Consider the following 16613-nt stretch of genomic DNA (forward strand, 5'->3'; position numbering starts at 1 on the left):
AATTGCATCTTGAAAGCTGGGCTTACAAATGGATTGGCGTTCGATGCCGCCTCTGGCGGCGCTCCGGGCTTTTGCGGCCTTTGCCGAGGCGGGCAACCTGACCAGCGCCGGCGCGGCGCTGAACATCAGCCACGCGGCGGTAAGCCAGCAGTTGCGCGCCTTGGAGCGGCACATGGGCGTTTCCCTGCTGGACCGTTCCGGCCGGGCGCTGCGGCTGACCCCCGATGGCCAGCACCTGGCCGATTCGCTCAGCCTGGGTTTCGGCACCATCTCCGCCACCGTGCAGGAACTGTCGGGTCGCGATGCCGACCGGCCGTTGCATGTTTCCGTCACGCCCAGTTTTGCCAGTTACTGGCTGCTGCCCCGGCTGGCCGGGTTTTCGCAGGCTCACCCGGACATCAGCCTGCGCGTCGACCCCACGCCGCACCTCATCGAGCTGGCTCCGGGCGGCATCGACCTGGCGCTGCGCCACGGAGACGGGGCCTGGCCGGGGCTGGCGAGCGAGGCTCTGCTTCCCGCACCGCTGATCGTGGCCGCCGCACCGGCCCTGGTCGAGGGGCGCCGGATCGACACCCCCGCCGACCTGATCGGCCTGCCCTGGATCGAGGAGTTGGGCACCAACGAGGCCAGCGCCTGGCTGGAAACCCACGGCGCGGCGCCCGAAGGGGCGCGGCGTCGGATCCAGCTGCCCGGCAACCTGATTCTCGAAAGTGCGCGACAAGGGCAGGGGGTGATGATCACCGTGCGGCTTTTCGTCGAGCCTGACCTGGCCGCCGGCCGGCTGGTCGAACTCTTCGAGATGCGCGCCGAGGCCGCCTATCACATCGTCACCCGGCCCGCCCCCCTGCGCCCCACCGCCCGCGCCTTTATCGCCTGGCTGCGGCGCGAGGTGCGGGCGGCCCCCCTTGCATGCGGATCAAACACAGGATGAAATGCCGGATACTACACGCGTCACAAAATCGCATTCCAAACCTGTTTGACCGGTGCGCATTTTGACCCAAATCAAAGTTACCGGCCGCGCCAAGTGTGACAAGGCCGCAACCCCCCAAGACCAGCCGGAGTATGTCCGTGAGCGATTCCAACCCCGCCCCCAGCCTTTATGCCGCACGGGAGCCGATCTATCCGCGCCGCGTGTCCGGCAAGTTCCGCAGCATGAAGTGGGTTCTGCTCACCCTGATGCTGGGGCTTTACTACATCACCCCATGGATTCGCTGGGATCGTGGCCCCAGCCTGCCGGACCAGGCGGTGCTGCTCGACCTGGCCAATCGCCGGTTCTATTTCTTCTGGATCGAGATCTGGCCGCATGAGTTCTATTTCGTCGCCGGCCTGCTGATCATGGCCGGTCTGGGGCTGTTCCTGTTCACTTCGGCCCTGGGCCGGGTGTGGTGCGGCTATGCCTGCCCGCAGACGGTCTGGACCGACCTGTTCATCCTGGTCGAACGCTGGGTCGAGGGTGATCGCAACGCGCGGCTGCGCCTGCACCGCCAGAAAAAGCTCGATTTTCGCAAGGCCCGGCTGCGGCTTACCAAATGGCTGGCCTGGCTGGCGATCGGCGTGGCCACCGGCGGCGCCTGGGTGTTCTATTTCACCGATGCGCCGACGCTGGTTGTCGATCTGTTCTCGCTCAAGGCGCATCCGGTCGCCTATACCACCATCGCGGTGCTGGCCGGCACGACCTTTTTCTTCGGCGGCTTCGCGCGCGAACAGATCTGCATCTATGCCTGCCCCTGGCCGCGGATTCAGGCCGCGATGATGGACGAGGACACCATCACAATCGGTTACCGCGAATGGCGCGGTGAGCCGCGCGGCAAGCACCGCAAGGCCGACGGCGCGGAAAAGCTGGGCGATTGCATCGACTGCTCGGCCTGCGTCAACGTCTGCCCGATGGGGATCGACATCCGCGACGGCCAGCAACTGGCCTGCATCACCTGCGGGCTGTGCATCGACGCCTGCGACGACATGATGGCCAAGGTCGGCAAGCCGCGTGGGTTGATCGACTACATGGCGCTCAGCGACGAATCTTCCGAACGCTCCGGCAACGCCCCCCGCAGCATCTGGGAACACATCCTGCGGCCGCGCACGATCCTTTACACCACCCTGTGGTCGCTGGTCGGGATCGGGCTGGTGTTCGCCCTGTTCATCCGTCCCGATATCGACATGACCGTCGCGCCGGTGCGCAACCCGACCTATGTGACCATGTCCGACGGCTCGATCCGCAACACCTATGACGTCCGGCTGCGCAACAAGCATGGCGAACCGCGGCCCTTCAAACTCTCGGTGGTGGGCGATCCGACCCTGCGCATCCAGCTTGAAGGCACGGCCTATGACACGGTGGAAGTTCCTGCCGACACCGCCTATCTTCAGCGGGTCTACGTGGTTTCGCCGAAAGGCTCCGCTCCCTCGAACGCCGAGGCGACCGATGTTCGCTTCTGGGTCGAGGATCTGGCCAGCGGCGAGCGCACCCACAAGGACAGCACCTTCAATGGCCGGGGGAACTGAGCCGTGACGGAACGCAAATTCACCGGGCGCCATGCGCTGATGGTGTTTGTCGGAGCCTTCGGTGTGATCATCGCGGTCAACCTCGCGCTGGCCTACAACGCGATCAGCACCTTTCCCGGGCTCGAGGTCAAGAATTCCTACGTCGCGAGCCAGGAGTTCAACGAGCGCCGCGCCGCGCAGGAATCGCTGGGCTGGACCGTGGGGGTCAAACACACCGGCGGGCTGGTAATCATGGCGATCACGGATGCCGACGGCGCCCCGGTGCGGGCCGCCAAGATCGACGCCACCATCGGGCGCGCCACCGAACGCAAGAGCGACGTGACCCCGGAGTTCGCCTTTGACGGCGCCGCATATGTCGCGCCGGTGGAACTGCGCCCGGGCAAATGGGACCTGCGCCTCAAGGCGGTGGCCGGTAACGGCACCGGCTTTACCCAACGCCTGGTGTTTTTCGTAGAGGGCTGACCATGACCGCCGAACTCCGTCCCCCCTCGGCCGCCGCCTGCCCCGGCTGCCTGGCCGCCCCGCCGCAGCCGGTCGAGGAGGCACCCAAGGACGCGAGGATCGCGCTGTCGCTGCCCGGCATCCATTGCCAGGCCTGTATCGCCACTGTCGAACGGGAACTGGACGCCACCCCGGGCGTGCATTCGGCGCGGGTCAACCTCACCCTCAAGCGCGCGATGATCGAGGCCGATCCAGAGGTGCGCGCGGCCGACCTGATCCCGGTGCTGGAACGCGCCGGATACGAGGCGCACGAGTTGGACGCCGGCACGCTGCAGGCGACCCAGACCGACCGCGCCGGGCGCGATCTGCTGATGCGGCTGGCGGTGGCCGGCTTTGCTTCGATGAATGTGATGTTGCTGTCGGTTTCGGTCTGGTCCGGGGCGACGGACGCCACGCGCGACATGTTCCACTGGATTTCCGCCGCGATCACCCTGCCGGCAATCGCCTTTTCGGCGCAGCCGTTTTTCCGCAGCGCCTGGGCGGCGCTCTCGGTGCGGCGGCTCAACATGGATGTGCCCATCGTGCTGGCGATCCTGCTGGCGTTGGCGACCTCGCTCTGGGAAACCTCGCTCTCGGGTGAACACGCCTATTTCGATGCCGCGCTGACGCTCACCTTCTTCCTGCTGGCGGGCCGTTACCTCGATTACCGCACCCGCGCCGTGGCGCGCTCGGCAGCCGAGGAGCTCACCGCGCTGGAGGTGCCGCGCGCCCTGCGGCTGACCGATGACGGCGCGGAAGAGGAGGTCTCGGTCGCGGACCTGCGGATCGGTGACCTGATCCGGGTGCGTCCCGGCGGACGGATGCCGGTCGACGGCGAGATCGCCGAGGGGCGCTCGGAACTCGACCGTTCGCTGCTTACCGGGGAAACCGTGCCGGTCTATGCCGAGCCGGGCCTTGGCGTTTCGGCGGGTGAGGTCAACCTGACCGGCCCGCTGACCGTGCGGGCCACGGCGGTGGGCGAGGATACCTCGCTGCACCGGATCGCCGACCTGGTCGCCATCGCCGAGTCCGGGCGGTCGCGCTATACCTCGCTGGCCGACAAGGCGGCGCGGCTTTATGCGCCGGGGGTCCATATCCTTTCAGCGCTCAGCTTCGTCGGGTGGTTCCTTTATTCCTGGGACCTGCGCACCGCGCTGAACATCGCCGCCGCCGTCCTGATCATCACCTGCCCCTGTGCGCTGGGCCTCGCGGTGCCGGCGGTGACCACCGCCGCCTCGGGGCGGCTGTTCCGCAAGGGGATGCTGATCAAGCATTCCACCGCGCTGGAGCGGCTGGCGCAGGTCGATACCGTCGTGTTCGACAAGACCGGAACGCTGACCGCCGGCACGCCGGAACTGACCAACATGGGCGACCACACCCGCGCCGATCTGGAGATCGCGCTGGCCTTGGCCGAGGGCTCGTCGCACCCGCTGTCGGTGGCGCTGGTCAAGGCGGCCCGCGAAAGCGGGCTCAAGCCCGCCACGCTGACGGATGTGACCGAGGTGCCGGGCTTCGGCACCGAAGGCACCTGGCGCGGGCGCACCGTGCGGTTGGGTCGGGCCAGCTGGGTCGGGGCCGAGCAGGGCGCGCGCACCGCCGCCTGGCTCTCGGTGGGCGAGGGCGATCCGCATCCGTTCTATTTCTCGGACGCGCTGCGTCCCGGCGCCGCCGAGGCGGTGGCGGCCCTGCGCGAGAGCGGCAAGGAGGTTCTGCTGATCTCGGGCGACACCGCCGGCGCGGTCGAGGCGCTGGCGCAACGGCTGGGCATCTCGAAATGGGTGGCCGAGGCGCTGCCGCAGGACAAGGCGGCGCGTATCGCGCAGATGACCGAAGACGGCAAAAAGGTGCTGATGGTGGGCGACGGGCTGAACGACACCGCCGCGTTGGCCGCCGCGCATGTCTCGATCTCGCCAGCCTCGGCGCTGGACGCCGCGCGGGTGGCCTCGGATATTGTCTTGCTGGGACAGGATCTTACGCCGATCGCCGATGCCTGCGTGACGGCGCAAAAGGCGACCCGCCGCATTCGCGAGAATTTCCGCATCGCCACCGTCTACAACCTGATCGCGGTGCCGTTGGCGGTTGCGGGATTCGCCACGCCGCTGATTGCCGCATTGGCGATGTCGTCCTCGTCGATTACGGTGTCGCTCAACGCGCTGCGGCTGAGGTAACCCGATGGATGTGCTTTCCTACCTGATCCCGATCTCCCTGATCCTGGGCGGGGTCGGCCTGGCGGGGTTCCTCTACACGGTCCGCTCGGGGCAGTACGACGACCCCGAGGGGGACAGCCGCCGCATTCTCAGCGACGAATGGGACGACCACCCGAAACCGTGAGGCGTGAAATCGTAGGATTTCCCCCTCAAATCGTACGAACTAGCCGCAGTGCATCATAGATCGCCGCATGCGTGTTGCGCGCCGAGACCGCATCGCCGATCCGGTACAGCAAGAAATCCCCCTGCGCCCCGTCATGGCCCGGTTGCGGCGCCCCGGCGATCAACGCGTCGTAATCCACCGCGCTCCGGTTGCGCGATTGCGGCTTGAGCTCGAAGTAAAGCTCGTCCAGCGGCCGGGTGCCGTGGTTGACCACCACCTGGTCAAAGCTGCGCTCTTCCCGATGGGGGGAGTAATCGGTGCCGATCACCGCGCGCAACGCGTTGCCGTCGCGCTGTACCGCCTTGGGCCGGTAGGTCACGGTGAACAGCACCTCCTTGTCCTGCAACACCCGCATGTAGGGTACCAGGTTCATGCCCATGACCTCGGGGGCAAAGCGGCAGGCGCCCCGGATTGCAATGCCGGGCGGTTTCGGCCAGAGAGAAGGGCGAAACCCAAGGCGGGAGACGCAGGTGAATTGGCGCGATCGCATAGAGCTGGCCCTGGCGGGACTGGCGGCGGAACGGCCCGCGCGGCCGATGATCTTTGTCGCGCTGTTCGCGCTGGTGATGTTCCTGCCCGGATTTTTCACCGTGCCGCCGATCGACCGGGACGAGACCCGCTTTGCCCAGGCCTCGCGGCAGATGGCCGAAACCGGCGACCTGATCGACATCCGGCTGGGCGAGGGGACGCGGTACAAGAAACCGGTGGGCATCTACTGGCTGCAATCGGCGGCGGTGACGTTGGTCGGCAAAAGCCATGTCAACGACATCTGGGCCTATCGGCTGCCGTCGCTGGCGATGGCGGTGGCGGCCTGCCTGCTGACCTACCTGATCGCGCTGTCGCTGGCGGGGGCGCAGGCGGCGCTGCTGGCGGCGCTGCTGATGGCGGTCTGTGTGGTGCTGAACGGCGAGGCACGGCTGGCCAAGACCGACGCGACGCTGCTCACCACGGTGCTGGCGGCACAACTGGTGCTGGCACGGCTGCACATGCGCGGCGGCGCGGCGCTGCGCGGTGGCTGGCCCTGGCTGTTCTGGGGCGCGATGGGCGTCTCGATGCTGATCAAGGGGCCGATCGGGCCGATGGTAGTGGGGCTGACGATCCTTGCGTTGATCGCGCTGCGACGCGGGGTGCGCTGGCTGGCGCCGCTGCGCTGGGGGCCGGGGCTGTTGCTGTTCGTGGTGATCGTGCTGCCTTGGTACGTGGCGATCACGCTTAAAACCGGCGATGCCTTCTGGGCCGAGGCGCTGGGCCGTGACCTGATCGGCAAGATCGGCGAGGGGCAGGAAAGCCACGGCGCCCCCTTTGGCGCCTATGCGCTGGCGGTCTGGCTGACCTTCTGGCCGGCCTCGGTGCTGCTGCCCTTTGGGCTGTGGTATGGCTGGAGCGCGCGGCGTATGCCCGCCGTGCTGTTCTGTCTGGCCTGGCTGATCCCCAGCTGGCTGGTGTTCGAGTCCACCGCGACGAAGCTGATCCACTACGTGCTGCCGACCTTCCCGGCGCTGGCGGTGCTCAGCGCGGCGGGCTGGCTGGCGCGCCCCGATGGGCCGCTGCGCCGTCCCTATCGGCTGTTCCTTGCTGCGGCGCTGTTGCTGGCGCTGGCGCTGGGGGCGGCACCGCTGATCTTTTCACTGCAATACGGCATGGGTCCCAGCCTGGTCTGGGCGTTGGGCATGGCGCTGTCGCTGGCCGGGATCTGGGCGGTCTGGACCCGGATGCAGGCGGGCGACCGGCTGAGCCCGGTTCTGGGCCTTGGCCTGCTGTCGCTGGGCCTGACGACCAGCCTGTTCGGGCACCTGGCGCGGTTCGATCACATCTGGCCGTCGAACGCTCTGGCCGCGCTGCACCGCGAGGCGCAGCAGATGTGCGACGATCCGGGTTTCTTCTCGGTCGGTTACGAGGAACCCTCGCTGATGCTGCTGACCCCGCAACTGCCGCGGTTCGCCGGGCCGGAAGCGGCGGCGCAGGCGGTGGGCGATGCGGGTTGCGCGCTGGTCTTCGTCGAGGATCACATGCGCGCCGCATTCGACATCGCCGCACCACGCCCGGGCGAGGTGATCGGCCGGGTCGAGGGCTTTGCGCTGGGCGGCGCCGACGAGGTCGGGATCACCGCCTACCTGTTCCGCTAGGCGGGATCAGTTCCCGGCGGCGGGCCAGCAGGTGCCTTCACGCAGGTAAAGCGACAGGGTGTTGGGGGCGTAGATGCCCGGCCCCGGTTTCCACGTGGCGACCGGCAGCGGGCCGGGGCAGGGCGGCTCATCGCCCAGCGTGGCAAAGAGGAACGGACCCGGACGTTCGGCCGGATAGGGGTGTTCCTGCGCGTAGAAATGCGGCGGATGCTCGGGGACCGGCACGGCAAAGATCTCGATCCCGCTGCCCTTGGCGGCCATGAACAGATCGGCCAGCAGCAGGCGGTTGCCCGAGACCACGGCGGTAACGCCTTGCCGCCGGGCCTCGTCAAGGATGCGCGCGCTCATGGCGCCTTCCCCGACATAGCGGCGCATCAGTAGCCGCCCGTCGCTTGCGCGGGTCCAACTGGTGGCCTGGGTCGCGGCATAGGGCAGAAAGACACTGACCGCGAGGTTGAGCGTCAGCCCGACCCAGAGCCACATGCGCGCCCGGTGCCACAGCACCGGCACCACCAACAGCAGCGCCGCGACACAGGCGGTGACCGCCCAGTTGGCATAGGCCTTGGACAGCAGCGCCTGTAGCGTTACCAGCGCCAGCGTCGGCGCCGACATCCACACCAGCCAGCGCCCCTGCCAGTCGGGGCGGGTCAGCGCGCGCACGGCGGTCAGCAGGTAGGCGCCGAACAGGACCGGCCCCATCACCATGAACTGCGCGGCGAGGAACTCCAGCGCGCCCTGCGGGTTGAGGTGAACCCCCGGACGGCGGACCCAGTCGACGTTGTCGGCGGTATGCGACAGCGTGGTCAGGTCGTTTTGCAGGTTCCACACGATGTTGGGCGCGATCACCGCGAGAAAGGCCGCCGTGGCGAGGGCGGCGTCGCGCCAGGTGATCCGCGCTGCCGGCAGCAGCGCCGCACCCAGGCCGGCCCCGATCACGAAGTAGATCGCGGCGTATTTGGCCAGCATCCCCAGCCCGAGGCAGAGCCCCAGCGCCAGCGCCCGCGCGCCAGAGGGGCGGCGCACCAGCGTCAGGTACAGCCAGAGTGCCCCGGCAAAGAACGGCATCAGGATGGTATCGGTCGAGATCAGCAGCGCGCCCACCGCGACCACCGGCAGGGTGGCATAGCTCACCCCCACCATCATGGCGGCGCGCCGGTCGGTCACCTCGCGCGCGGCGCCCATCAGCAGCAGCGCGGTGGCGGCGTGGAACAGTGCGCCGGGCAGCCGCACCCAGAAGGCATTGTCGCTGCCCGACAGCTCGGAAAAGGCGCGCAGCACCCAGCCGATCAGCGGCGGCTTGGAGTAGTACCCCCAGGCCAGGTCCTGTCCCCATTGCCAGTATTGCGATTCGTCGACGAACAGTTCGGCCGTGGAAAGCCTCAGCATGACCACGCGATAGAGGGTGAGCGCGGCGATGACTGCGACCCCGGTCCAGATCGGGTCAGGAGTTTTCGCCCGTGGTGCGTTTTTCTGCATAGATCAGCCAGAGATTGCGGAGGTAGATCACCACGCCCAGCGACTGGCCGAGGATAAAGACCGGGTCCTGCCGGTGGATCGCATAGGCCAGAAGCGTCAGCCCGCCGGTGATCGAGAACCACCAGAACAGTTCCGGGACCACCGAGCGGCGCTGTTTTTCCGAGGCGATCCACTGGATGATGAAGCGCATCGAGAACAGCAACTGCGCCCCGATCCCGATGACGACCCAGATCAGTTCGGCCCGGGTTTCGACCTTGAAGAATTCCAGCGCGGCGTCGATCACCCGGCGGCCTCCCGGTCGGGGCCGTTCGCATCGGCCTCGGTGGCGTCCTCGGTGGCCCGCACGGTCTTGGCCCGCCGGATCAGCCAGGCCACGCCGATCAGGTCGTAGATGCCGACCAGCGCGCGCTGGAGGTTGTTGTATTTCGAGGTGCCGCCGCCGCGCTCGCGGTGGCTGACATCCACATGTGCCACCTGCCAGCCGTCGCGCGAGAACAGCGCCGGAAGGTAGCGGTGCATGTGGTTGAAGAACGGTAATGCCAGAAAGGCATCGCGGCGAAACGCCTTGAGCCCGCAGCCGGTGTCACGGGTGTTGTCCGACAGCATCCAGGCGCGCAGCCCGTTGGCCAGTTTCGAGGCCAGCCTTTTGGACCATGTGTCCTGCCGGCGCACCCGTTGCCCGGCCACCAGCCCCAGCCGCGCCGGGGCCTGCGGATCGAGCAGCGGCGCGACCAGCTTGGGGATCTCCGACGGCGGGTTCTGCATGTCGCCGTCCAGCGTGCAGATCACCCGGCCGCGCGCCGCCAGCACGCCACTGTGCACCGCCGCCGACTGGCCACCGGCGGTGGCATGTTGCAACAGGCGGACCCAGGGAAATTCATCCTGCATCCCGCGGATCAGCCGGGCGGTGTCGTCGGAAGAGCCGTCGTCGACCAGGATCAGTTCCTTGTCGGGCAGCGCGGCGCAAGCGGCATCGACCTCGCGCACCAGCGGGACGACGTTTTCCGCCTCGTTATGCATCGGGATCACGATTGAGAGCTGCATGGTCACGGGTCCACCGCGTCGTGTTTCAGAAGTCCGGGCCAGTATAGCGGGCGGTTCGGGCGATTGCACGAACTGGCCCGGCGCCGCGCCTCAATACACCTTCGCGGCAATTGTTCAACGGGAATATGCCCGCGTTGGCGGTGTCGGCGGTGGAGGGGCGTCACGCCGGGGACCGGTTGCCGCCGACCAGCAGGCGCAGCGGCCGGCCGGCCATGCGCAGGAACAGCAGCGACAGTGCCAGCCCGGCCAGGCTGGGCAGGTAGAGCAGCCACCACATCTGCGGCCGATCCACCACCATCGGGGTTGCGAAGCCGCGCAGCGCCTCGAGAACCAGCAGGATGGCGAAGGCGCCCAGCACCTGCGGCCAGAGGCCGAAGCGCGAGAATCCGCCGAGCATCAACGTGGCGTAACCCACTAGCGGGGTGGCGATGCAGATGAAGATCCAGGCCAGTCGCTCGTGCAGTTCTTCGGCGATCTGGCCGCTGGAATAGCCGTCATCGCGGATGATCCGCGCCTGTCTGGACGGGCTGACAAGGTCGATGGTCGGAACGCCACGGATGTTATGCGCCGTCGTGTCGCGCCCTGCGGCCAGCGCGCTGATATCATACGAGAAATCCTCGAACACCGTGGTCGACAGCTTGTTGTTCTGGGCGTCGAACCGCAGCGCCATGCCCTGAACCATCACCAGGTTCATTCGCGCGTCGTCATGCACCAGGAAAGCCCGCGAGGCGGTATAGGTGATCGTGCTGTCCGGGTCGCGCCGGTCCGACAGGAACACGTCGTGCAACGTGCCGTCCGCCGCGATGGTGCCGATGTAAAAGGTCACCCCGTCCGCCGGGTGCATGAAGCTCCCCTCGTTCAGAAGCTGCGCGGTCAGATCGCGCGAGACCTCGGCTTGGCGCAATTCGAGCTGCAGGATCGAGGCCGGGCGCAGGTAGGTGGTCAGCACCCCCATCATCAGCGCAGCGGCCAACCCGAAGTAGAACACCGGGCGCCCCAACCGCGTCGGGCTGGACCCGGTGGCGAGCATCACGGTCAATTCGCTGTCCCGGTTCAGCCGGTTGGTCGCGTAGACTGCCGCGCCAAAGGCAGCCATCGGCATCACCGTGCGAATGAGCGTGGGCAGCGACAGCGCGGTGAACTCGAGGAACACGAGCCCCGACTGGCCGCCCCCGATCAGCCTGTCGAACAGGCTGACCGAGCGGGAAATCCACAGCACCCCCACCAGGACCAGAAGGAAGAACAGGAACAGCACCAGAAGCTGGCGCAATACGTATCCGTCAAATCTCGACATGGCTTTCCCTGCGGCGGCGCGTAAAGGAGCATATGGTAGATGTTGTACCGTGGGAACCGCAATCTGCCACGATCGGGGTGGACCCCGCCGGCTTTGTGGCTCAGAAACGGGGTCGAGATCGGGCGGCGGGAGGACCGGAATGGACGGGCAGGACTTCGACTATATCATCGTGGGCGCGGGCAGCGCGGGGTGCGTGCTGGCGAACCGACTGAGCGAGGACCGCGATGTGCGCGTGCTCCTGCTCGAGGCGGGCGGGCGCGACAACTATCACTGGATTCACATTCCGGTCGGCTACCTGCACTGCATCGGCAACCCGCGCACCGACTGGTGTTTCAAGACCCGGCCCGAACCGGGGCTGAACGGGCGCGCGCTGGGCTATCCGCGCGGCAAGGTGCTGGGTGGCTGTTCCTCGATCAACGGCATGCTGTACCTGCGCGGGCAGGCCCGCGATTACGACACCTGGCGGCAGCTGGGCTGCGACGGCTGGGGCTGGGACGACGTGCTGCCCTATTTCCTGAAGTCCGAGGATCACCACGCCGGCGCCAGCGACGATCACGGCGCGGGCGGCGAATGGCGGGTCGAAAAGCAGCGGTTGAGGTGGGATATCCTCGATGACGTGGCAGAGGCCTTCGAGGCGACCGGCATTCCCCGCAGCGACGATTTCAACACCGGCGACAATTTCGGGGTCAATTACTTCGAGGTGAACCAGCGTCGCGGCTGGCGCTGGACCACCGCCAAGGGGTTCCTCTCGCCGGTGCGCGACCGTGATAACCTGACGGTGCGCACAAAGGCGCAATGTGCCCGCGTCACCTTTGACGGGATCCGGGCGACGGGCGTCGAGCTGGTCGGCGGCGAGCGGTTGCACGCGCGGCGCGAGGTGATCCTCTCGGCCGGGGCCATCGGGTCGCCGCAGCTGTTGCAACTTTCCGGCGTGGGGCCGGGAGAGCTGTTGCAGACTCACGGAATCGAGATGGTGCAGGAGGTGCCCGAGGTGGGGCGCAACCTGCAGGACCACCTGCAACTGCGCTGTGCCTACAAGGTGACGGGGGCCAAGACGCTGAACACGCTCTCGGCCAGCGTCTGGGGCAAGGCCAAGATCGGGCTGGAATACGCGCTGTTCCGCTCGGGGCCGATGTCGATGGCACCCAGCCAGATGGGCGGGTTCGCCTATTCCTCGCCCGACCTGGAGACGCCGGACCTGGAATTCCACGTCCAGCCGCTGTCGCTGCCGGCCTTCGGCGAGGCGCTGGATGATTTCCCGGCGGTGACCGCCAGTGTCTGTCACCTGCGCCCGGAAAGCCGGGGCCATGTCGAGATCGTGTCGCAGGACCCCTCCGCCGCGCCGGAGATCGCGCCCAATTACCTCTCCGAGGAGACGGACAGACAGGTCGCGGCGCGCGCGATCCGGTTGACGCGGCAGGTGATGGCGGCAGAGCCGCTGGCAAAGTATCGCCCCGAGGAAATCCGCCCGGGCCCGAACTACCAGAGCGACGCCGAGTTGGTGCATGCGGCCGGTGACGTGGGCACGACGATCTTTCACCCGGTCGGTACTGCGCGGATGGGGGCGGACGCGGGCGCGGTGGTCGATCCGCAATGCCGGGTGAACGGGGTCAAGGGGTTGCGCGTGGTGGATGCCTCGGTGATGCCGCGGATCATCTCGGGCAATACCAACTCGCCCACCGTCATGATCGCGGAAAAGGCCGCGGACATGATCCGCGGCCGGGCCTGAGTGGGGACAGGCGAGGTTCAGGCGAGGTTCAGGCCGGGACTCAGGCGGGACGCGCGCGCAGCGGGCGGGGCAGCTTGCCGCGCGCTGCCCGCTGGCCCAGCCAGACCGAGGCTAGCACCGTCGCCGCGCCGGTCATCTGCACCGGACTCAGCGCCTGCCCCAGCAGCACCCAGCCCAGCAGCACGGCGGTCACCGGGCTCATCATGCCAAGCATCGCGACGGCGCCCGGTTCGATCCGGGCGACGCCCCGGAACCACAGCATGTAGGTCAGCGCCGCGCCGATCAGGCCGAGGTAGAGCAGGCCGCCGATGTTGCCCGCGCTCAGCGCCGGTTCGCTTAACAGGGCCACCGGCACCAGCAGCAGCCCGCCGGCGGTCAATTGCCAGGCGGTGAAGGTCAGCGGCGGCACCGGCGGTTGCCATTTTCGGCTGAACACCGTGCCGGCGGCCATCGAGACGGCGCCGCCAAGCCCCGCCGCCACCCCCAGCGGATCGAGCGCGGCGCCGGGCCGCAGCAACAGCAGCGCCACGCCGCCAAGCCCGGCCAGCGCGGCCAAAACGGCAAGCGGGCGCACCGGGGAACCCAGCGCCAACCGCGCCAGCCCGAGCACGATCAGCGCCTGTGTTGCCCCCAGCGTGGCGGCGACCCCGCCAGGCAGGCGATAGGCGGCAATGAACAGCAGCACCCAGAAGATCGCGAAGTTGAACGCCCCCAGCAGAAACACGCGGCCCAGCCAGGCACGCGGCGGCAGCTGGCGGACCAGCAGCAGCAGAAGCAGCCCGGCGGGCAGGGCGCGCAGCACTGCCAGCGTCACCGGGTAACCCTGCGGCAGGAACTCGGTGGTGACGTAATAGGTGCTGCCCCAGATTGCCGGGGCCAGCGCGGTGAGAATCAAATCGGTGGTGCGGGACATGTGACAGCCTCCGGTGACAGGGAATGCGCGGGGCGGATCGGCCCGCCCCGCCGTCAGGTCAGGCAGCCTCGGTTTCGGGTCGCGCCTCGGCGGCGGCCAGCCGCGCCGCGATCTGCGCGACGTGACGGCCCTGGAACCGGGCGCCGTCAAGTTCGGTCGCGCTGGGTTGACGCGTTCCGTCACCGCCGGCGATGGTGCCCGCACCATAGGGCGAGCCGCCCACGATCTCGTCCATGCGGGTCTGCCCGGCAAAGCTGTAGGGCAGGCCGGTCACCAGCATCCCGAAATGCATCAGCGGCAGTTGTGTCGACAGCACGGCGGCCTCGTGCCCGCCATGCTGCGACCCGGTCGAGGTAAAGACGGCGCCGACCTTGCCCACCAGCGCGTTCTGCGCCCAGAGCCCGCCGGCCATGTCGAGGAACTGTTTCATCTGCGCGGCCATGGTGCCGAAACGGGTCGGGGTGCCGAGGATGATGGCGTCGTAACCGGGCAGGTCGGCGACCTGCGCCTCGGGGCAGTCATCCTCGACGAAGCCCGCCTTGGCGCGGATCTCGGCGGGGACGGTTTCCGGCACGCGGCGGATGTCGACCTGAACGCCGGGCACGCTGCGCGCGCCGTCGGCCTCGGCCTCGGCCATCTGGCGGATGTGGCCGTAGCTGGAATAGTAAAGAACGAGAACCTTGGTCATTGGAGCCTCCTGCGGCAGTGAAATGCGACTGCCACAAGGATGCGCCGGGGCGGGTGCGGGAATAACCGGCCCAGGCGCAAGTCACTCTTAACGGGTGTTGAAGAATGTCAGGCGGGCCGGCGCAGCGCGTCCTGCAGGAAATCGAGGAAGGCCGCCGTCTTGGCATCCGCCGACAGTCGCGAGGCGGTGACCGCATAGATCTGGCGCGGCGGCAATTCATGGGCGGGCAGCACCCGGACAAGCCGGCCCGCCGCCTCCGGCGAATCCGAGATGAAATCGGGCAGCGAGCCGATGCCCATGCCGGCGATCAGCATGTCGCGCAGCACCAGGCTCGACCCGATCAGGTGGCGCGCATGCGGCGTGACCGGGGTCATCCCCTCGGGGCCGGTCAATTCCCACTGGCCGGCAGCAGAGGAGTGCAGGAACTCCAGCGTGTCGTGATCGGCCAGCGCGCCGGGGGTCTTCGGCGTGCCGCGCGCCTCAAGATAGGAGGGCGCGGCGAACAGCGCCTGGCGCACAGGCGCGATGCGGCGCGCGATCAGCCCGGAATCGGGCAGGTCCGGTCGCACCCGGATCGACAGGTCGAAACCGCCCTCGATCATGTCGACCATGCGGTCATCCAGCACCAGCGTGAGGTTCAATTCCGGATGCCGGGCCAGGAAATCGGGCAGGATCGGAGCCAGCGCGGTGGCGCCCAGCGAATGCGGCGCGTTGACCTTGATCCGCCCGGCCACGGTGCCTGCACCGGCGCGCACCCGGTCCTCCATCTGCGCCATCTGCTCCAGCAGGCGGGTCGCCTCGTCGTAGTAAAGCCGCCCGTGTTCGGTCAGCGACATGGTCCGCGTGGTGCGGGTGAGCAGGGTGCAGCCCAGCCCCTGTTCCAGCAGCTTGATATCGCGGCTGAGCAGGGCGGCGGAGACACCGAGATCCTCGGCGGCACGGGTGAAATTGCCGCGCTCGACGATGCGGCAGAACGCTTTCATCACCGACAGCCTGTCCATGTTCCGGTTCCCGTCCGTCCCCTGTCCGGCCAGAGGCTAGCAGATCGGCGGGGCTGGCGCGACAGGGCATTCCTCAACCGGCGTTAAGAGTGAGTTGCGCGCGCCCCGGTTATTCGGGGGCACCAAGCGGGCCATGTTCCGAGGCAGCTTTTCGAAACAGGAGACCGAAAATGGCCCGTCTGACCCTTGATTTCTACCACGACGTTGTCTGTGGGTGGTGCTTCAACCTTTCGCCCCGGCTGCGCCGCCTGGCCGAGGAGTTCGACCTTGCGGTCCGGCACCGCAGCTTTGTGCTGCAGGAGAACCAGGGCCAGATGGTGGCGGCGTTCGGCTCGATGGCGCGGGCGAAAACCACCATCCTCGGCCATTGGGTGGCCTGCCGCGCGGCCAGCGACACGCCCGGGGCGTTCAACGCCGAGGGCATGCGCGCGGCGCGGTTCGATTATCCGCACGGGCTGCCGGCGGCGCTGGCCTGCAAGGCGGCCGAGCGGTTGGCGGGGCAGGACGGCCATTGGCGCATGTTCGACGCGCTGCAACACGCCCATATAAGCCAGGCGCGCAACGTGGCGGATCCCGCGGTGCTGAACGACGTGGCCCGGGAGGCTGGCTTCGACGCGGCAGAGTTCGCCCGGCTGATGGCGCAGGACGCCACCCGCACGGCGGTCGAGGCCGATCGCAAGCGGGCGCGGGGGTACCAGGTGGTCGCCGTGCCCACGGTGATCGTGCAGGAAACCGGCGCGCGGCTGGTCAATGCGCAGATGGCCGACCTGCGGGCGCAGATCCGCGCGAACCTGTTGCTGGCCGAGGCCTGACGCAAAGGGGGCGGACCCTGCGGCCCGCCCCTTGCCGGATGTGTTGAACCGTCCCGGAAGGCGCCCAGTGCAACAGGGGCATAACGGACGACCGCCCCCCGCAGAAAGCTGAGCTCCTCCCCTATCGTCGGACAGGGGCTGGCGTAATTTTAACCACTCGTTGCACCTGCTGGGGCGTTGG

The 16613-nt window shown here is 68.0% G+C and carries 15 protein-coding genes and 1 pseudogene; 8 read left to right on the forward strand and 8 right to left on the reverse strand.

The window, feature by feature from the left end:
* Positions 1–28: 28 nt before the first annotated feature.
* The 5 genes from ABWV23_RS16200 (at position 29) to ccoS (ending at position 5310) form a co-directional block, all read left to right on the forward strand.
* On the forward strand, positions 29–931 hold the full coding sequence (locus tag ABWV23_RS16200; protein WP_353349620.1) for a LysR family transcriptional regulator: 903 nt from the start codon (positions 29–31) through the stop codon (positions 929–931).
* A 137-nt stretch (positions 932–1068) separates the two neighbouring features.
* Positions 1069–2499 (forward strand): cytochrome c oxidase accessory protein CcoG, encoded by a 1431-nt coding sequence (ccoG, locus tag ABWV23_RS16205; protein ID WP_353349622.1) that lies wholly within the window; start codon positions 1069–1071, stop codon positions 2497–2499.
* A 3-nt stretch (positions 2500–2502) separates the two neighbouring features.
* A complete protein-coding gene (locus tag ABWV23_RS16210; protein WP_353349624.1) occupies positions 2503–2961 on the forward strand; it encodes a FixH family protein in 459 nt (152 codons plus the stop codon).
* A 2-nt stretch (positions 2962–2963) separates the two neighbouring features.
* Entirely contained in the window at positions 2964–5147 is a 2184-nt protein-coding gene (locus ABWV23_RS16215; RefSeq protein ID WP_353349626.1) for a cation-translocating P-type ATPase, read from the forward strand.
* A gap of 4 nt (positions 5148–5151) precedes the next feature.
* A complete protein-coding gene (gene ccoS / locus ABWV23_RS16220) occupies positions 5152–5310 on the forward strand; it encodes a cbb3-type cytochrome oxidase assembly protein CcoS (protein WP_353349628.1) in 159 nt (52 codons plus the stop codon).
* A 25-nt stretch (positions 5311–5335) separates the two neighbouring features.
* Here the strand turns inward: ccoS and ABWV23_RS16225 are convergent.
* Positions 5336–5743, reverse strand: a pseudogene (locus ABWV23_RS16225) (N-methylproline demethylase); the annotation flags it as partial.
* A 76-nt stretch (positions 5744–5819) separates the two neighbouring features.
* On the opposite strand from ABWV23_RS16225, the gene ABWV23_RS16230 reads away from it, so the two are divergent.
* Entirely contained in the window at positions 5820–7475 is a 1656-nt protein-coding gene (locus ABWV23_RS16230; RefSeq protein ID WP_353349630.1) for an ArnT family glycosyltransferase, read from the forward strand.
* Between the two features lie 6 nt (positions 7476–7481).
* On the opposite strand, the gene ABWV23_RS16235 is transcribed toward ABWV23_RS16230, so the two are convergent.
* The 4 genes from ABWV23_RS16235 to lptF form a co-directional block, all read right to left on the reverse strand.
* Positions 7482–8951 (reverse strand): ArnT family glycosyltransferase, encoded by a 1470-nt coding sequence (locus ABWV23_RS16235; protein WP_353349632.1) that lies wholly within the window; start codon positions 8949–8951, stop codon positions 7482–7484.
* Complete coding sequence (locus tag ABWV23_RS16240) at positions 8917–9234, reverse strand: lipid-A-disaccharide synthase N-terminal domain-containing protein (protein ID WP_353349634.1); 318 nt, start codon at positions 9232–9234, stop codon at positions 8917–8919. The genes ABWV23_RS16235 and ABWV23_RS16240 overlap by 35 nt, the downstream gene beginning before the upstream one ends.
* On the reverse strand, positions 9231–9995 hold the full coding sequence (locus ABWV23_RS16245; RefSeq protein ID WP_353349636.1) for a glycosyltransferase family 2 protein: 765 nt from the start codon (positions 9993–9995) through the stop codon (positions 9231–9233). Before ABWV23_RS16245 ends, ABWV23_RS16240 begins: the two co-directional genes overlap by 4 nt.
* A 160-nt stretch (positions 9996–10155) precedes the next feature.
* Positions 10156–11289, reverse strand: a complete 1134-nt coding sequence (lptF, locus tag ABWV23_RS16250) for an LPS export ABC transporter permease LptF (RefSeq protein ID WP_353349638.1) — start codon at positions 11287–11289, stop codon at positions 10156–10158.
* Positions 11290–11428: 139 nt separating this feature from the next.
* Between lptF and ABWV23_RS16255 the strand changes: the two genes are divergently transcribed.
* Positions 11429–13018 carry a GMC family oxidoreductase gene (locus tag ABWV23_RS16255; RefSeq protein ID WP_353349640.1) on the forward strand — a complete coding sequence of 530 codons (1590 nt, stop codon included), beginning with the start codon at positions 11429–11431 and terminating at the stop codon, positions 13016–13018.
* A 40-nt stretch (positions 13019–13058) separates the two neighbouring features.
* On the opposite strand, the gene ABWV23_RS16260 is transcribed toward ABWV23_RS16255, so the two are convergent.
* The 3 genes from ABWV23_RS16260 to ABWV23_RS16270 form a co-directional block, all read right to left on the reverse strand.
* On the reverse strand, positions 13059–13931 hold the full coding sequence (locus ABWV23_RS16260; protein WP_353349642.1) for an EamA family transporter: 873 nt from the start codon (positions 13929–13931) through the stop codon (positions 13059–13061).
* A 58-nt stretch (positions 13932–13989) separates the two neighbouring features.
* On the reverse strand, positions 13990–14619 hold the full coding sequence (gene wrbA / locus ABWV23_RS16265; RefSeq protein WP_353349644.1) for an NAD(P)H:quinone oxidoreductase: 630 nt from the start codon (positions 14617–14619) through the stop codon (positions 13990–13992).
* A 107-nt stretch (positions 14620–14726) separates the two neighbouring features.
* On the reverse strand, positions 14727–15620 hold the full coding sequence (locus ABWV23_RS16270; RefSeq protein ID WP_353349646.1) for a LysR substrate-binding domain-containing protein: 894 nt from the start codon (positions 15618–15620) through the stop codon (positions 14727–14729).
* Between the two features lie 170 nt (positions 15621–15790).
* Here ABWV23_RS16270 and ABWV23_RS16275 point away from each other — a divergent pair, with 170 nt between their 5' ends.
* Positions 15791–16432, forward strand: coding sequence for a DsbA family oxidoreductase (locus tag ABWV23_RS16275; RefSeq protein WP_353349648.1), 642 nt, complete (start codon positions 15791–15793; stop codon positions 16430–16432).
* Positions 16433–16613 lie beyond the last annotated feature (181 nt).

It is taken from the genome of Aquicoccus sp. SU-CL01552, assembly GCF_040365005.1.
Classification (GTDB): Bacteria; Pseudomonadota; Alphaproteobacteria; order Rhodobacterales; family Rhodobacteraceae; genus Antarcticimicrobium.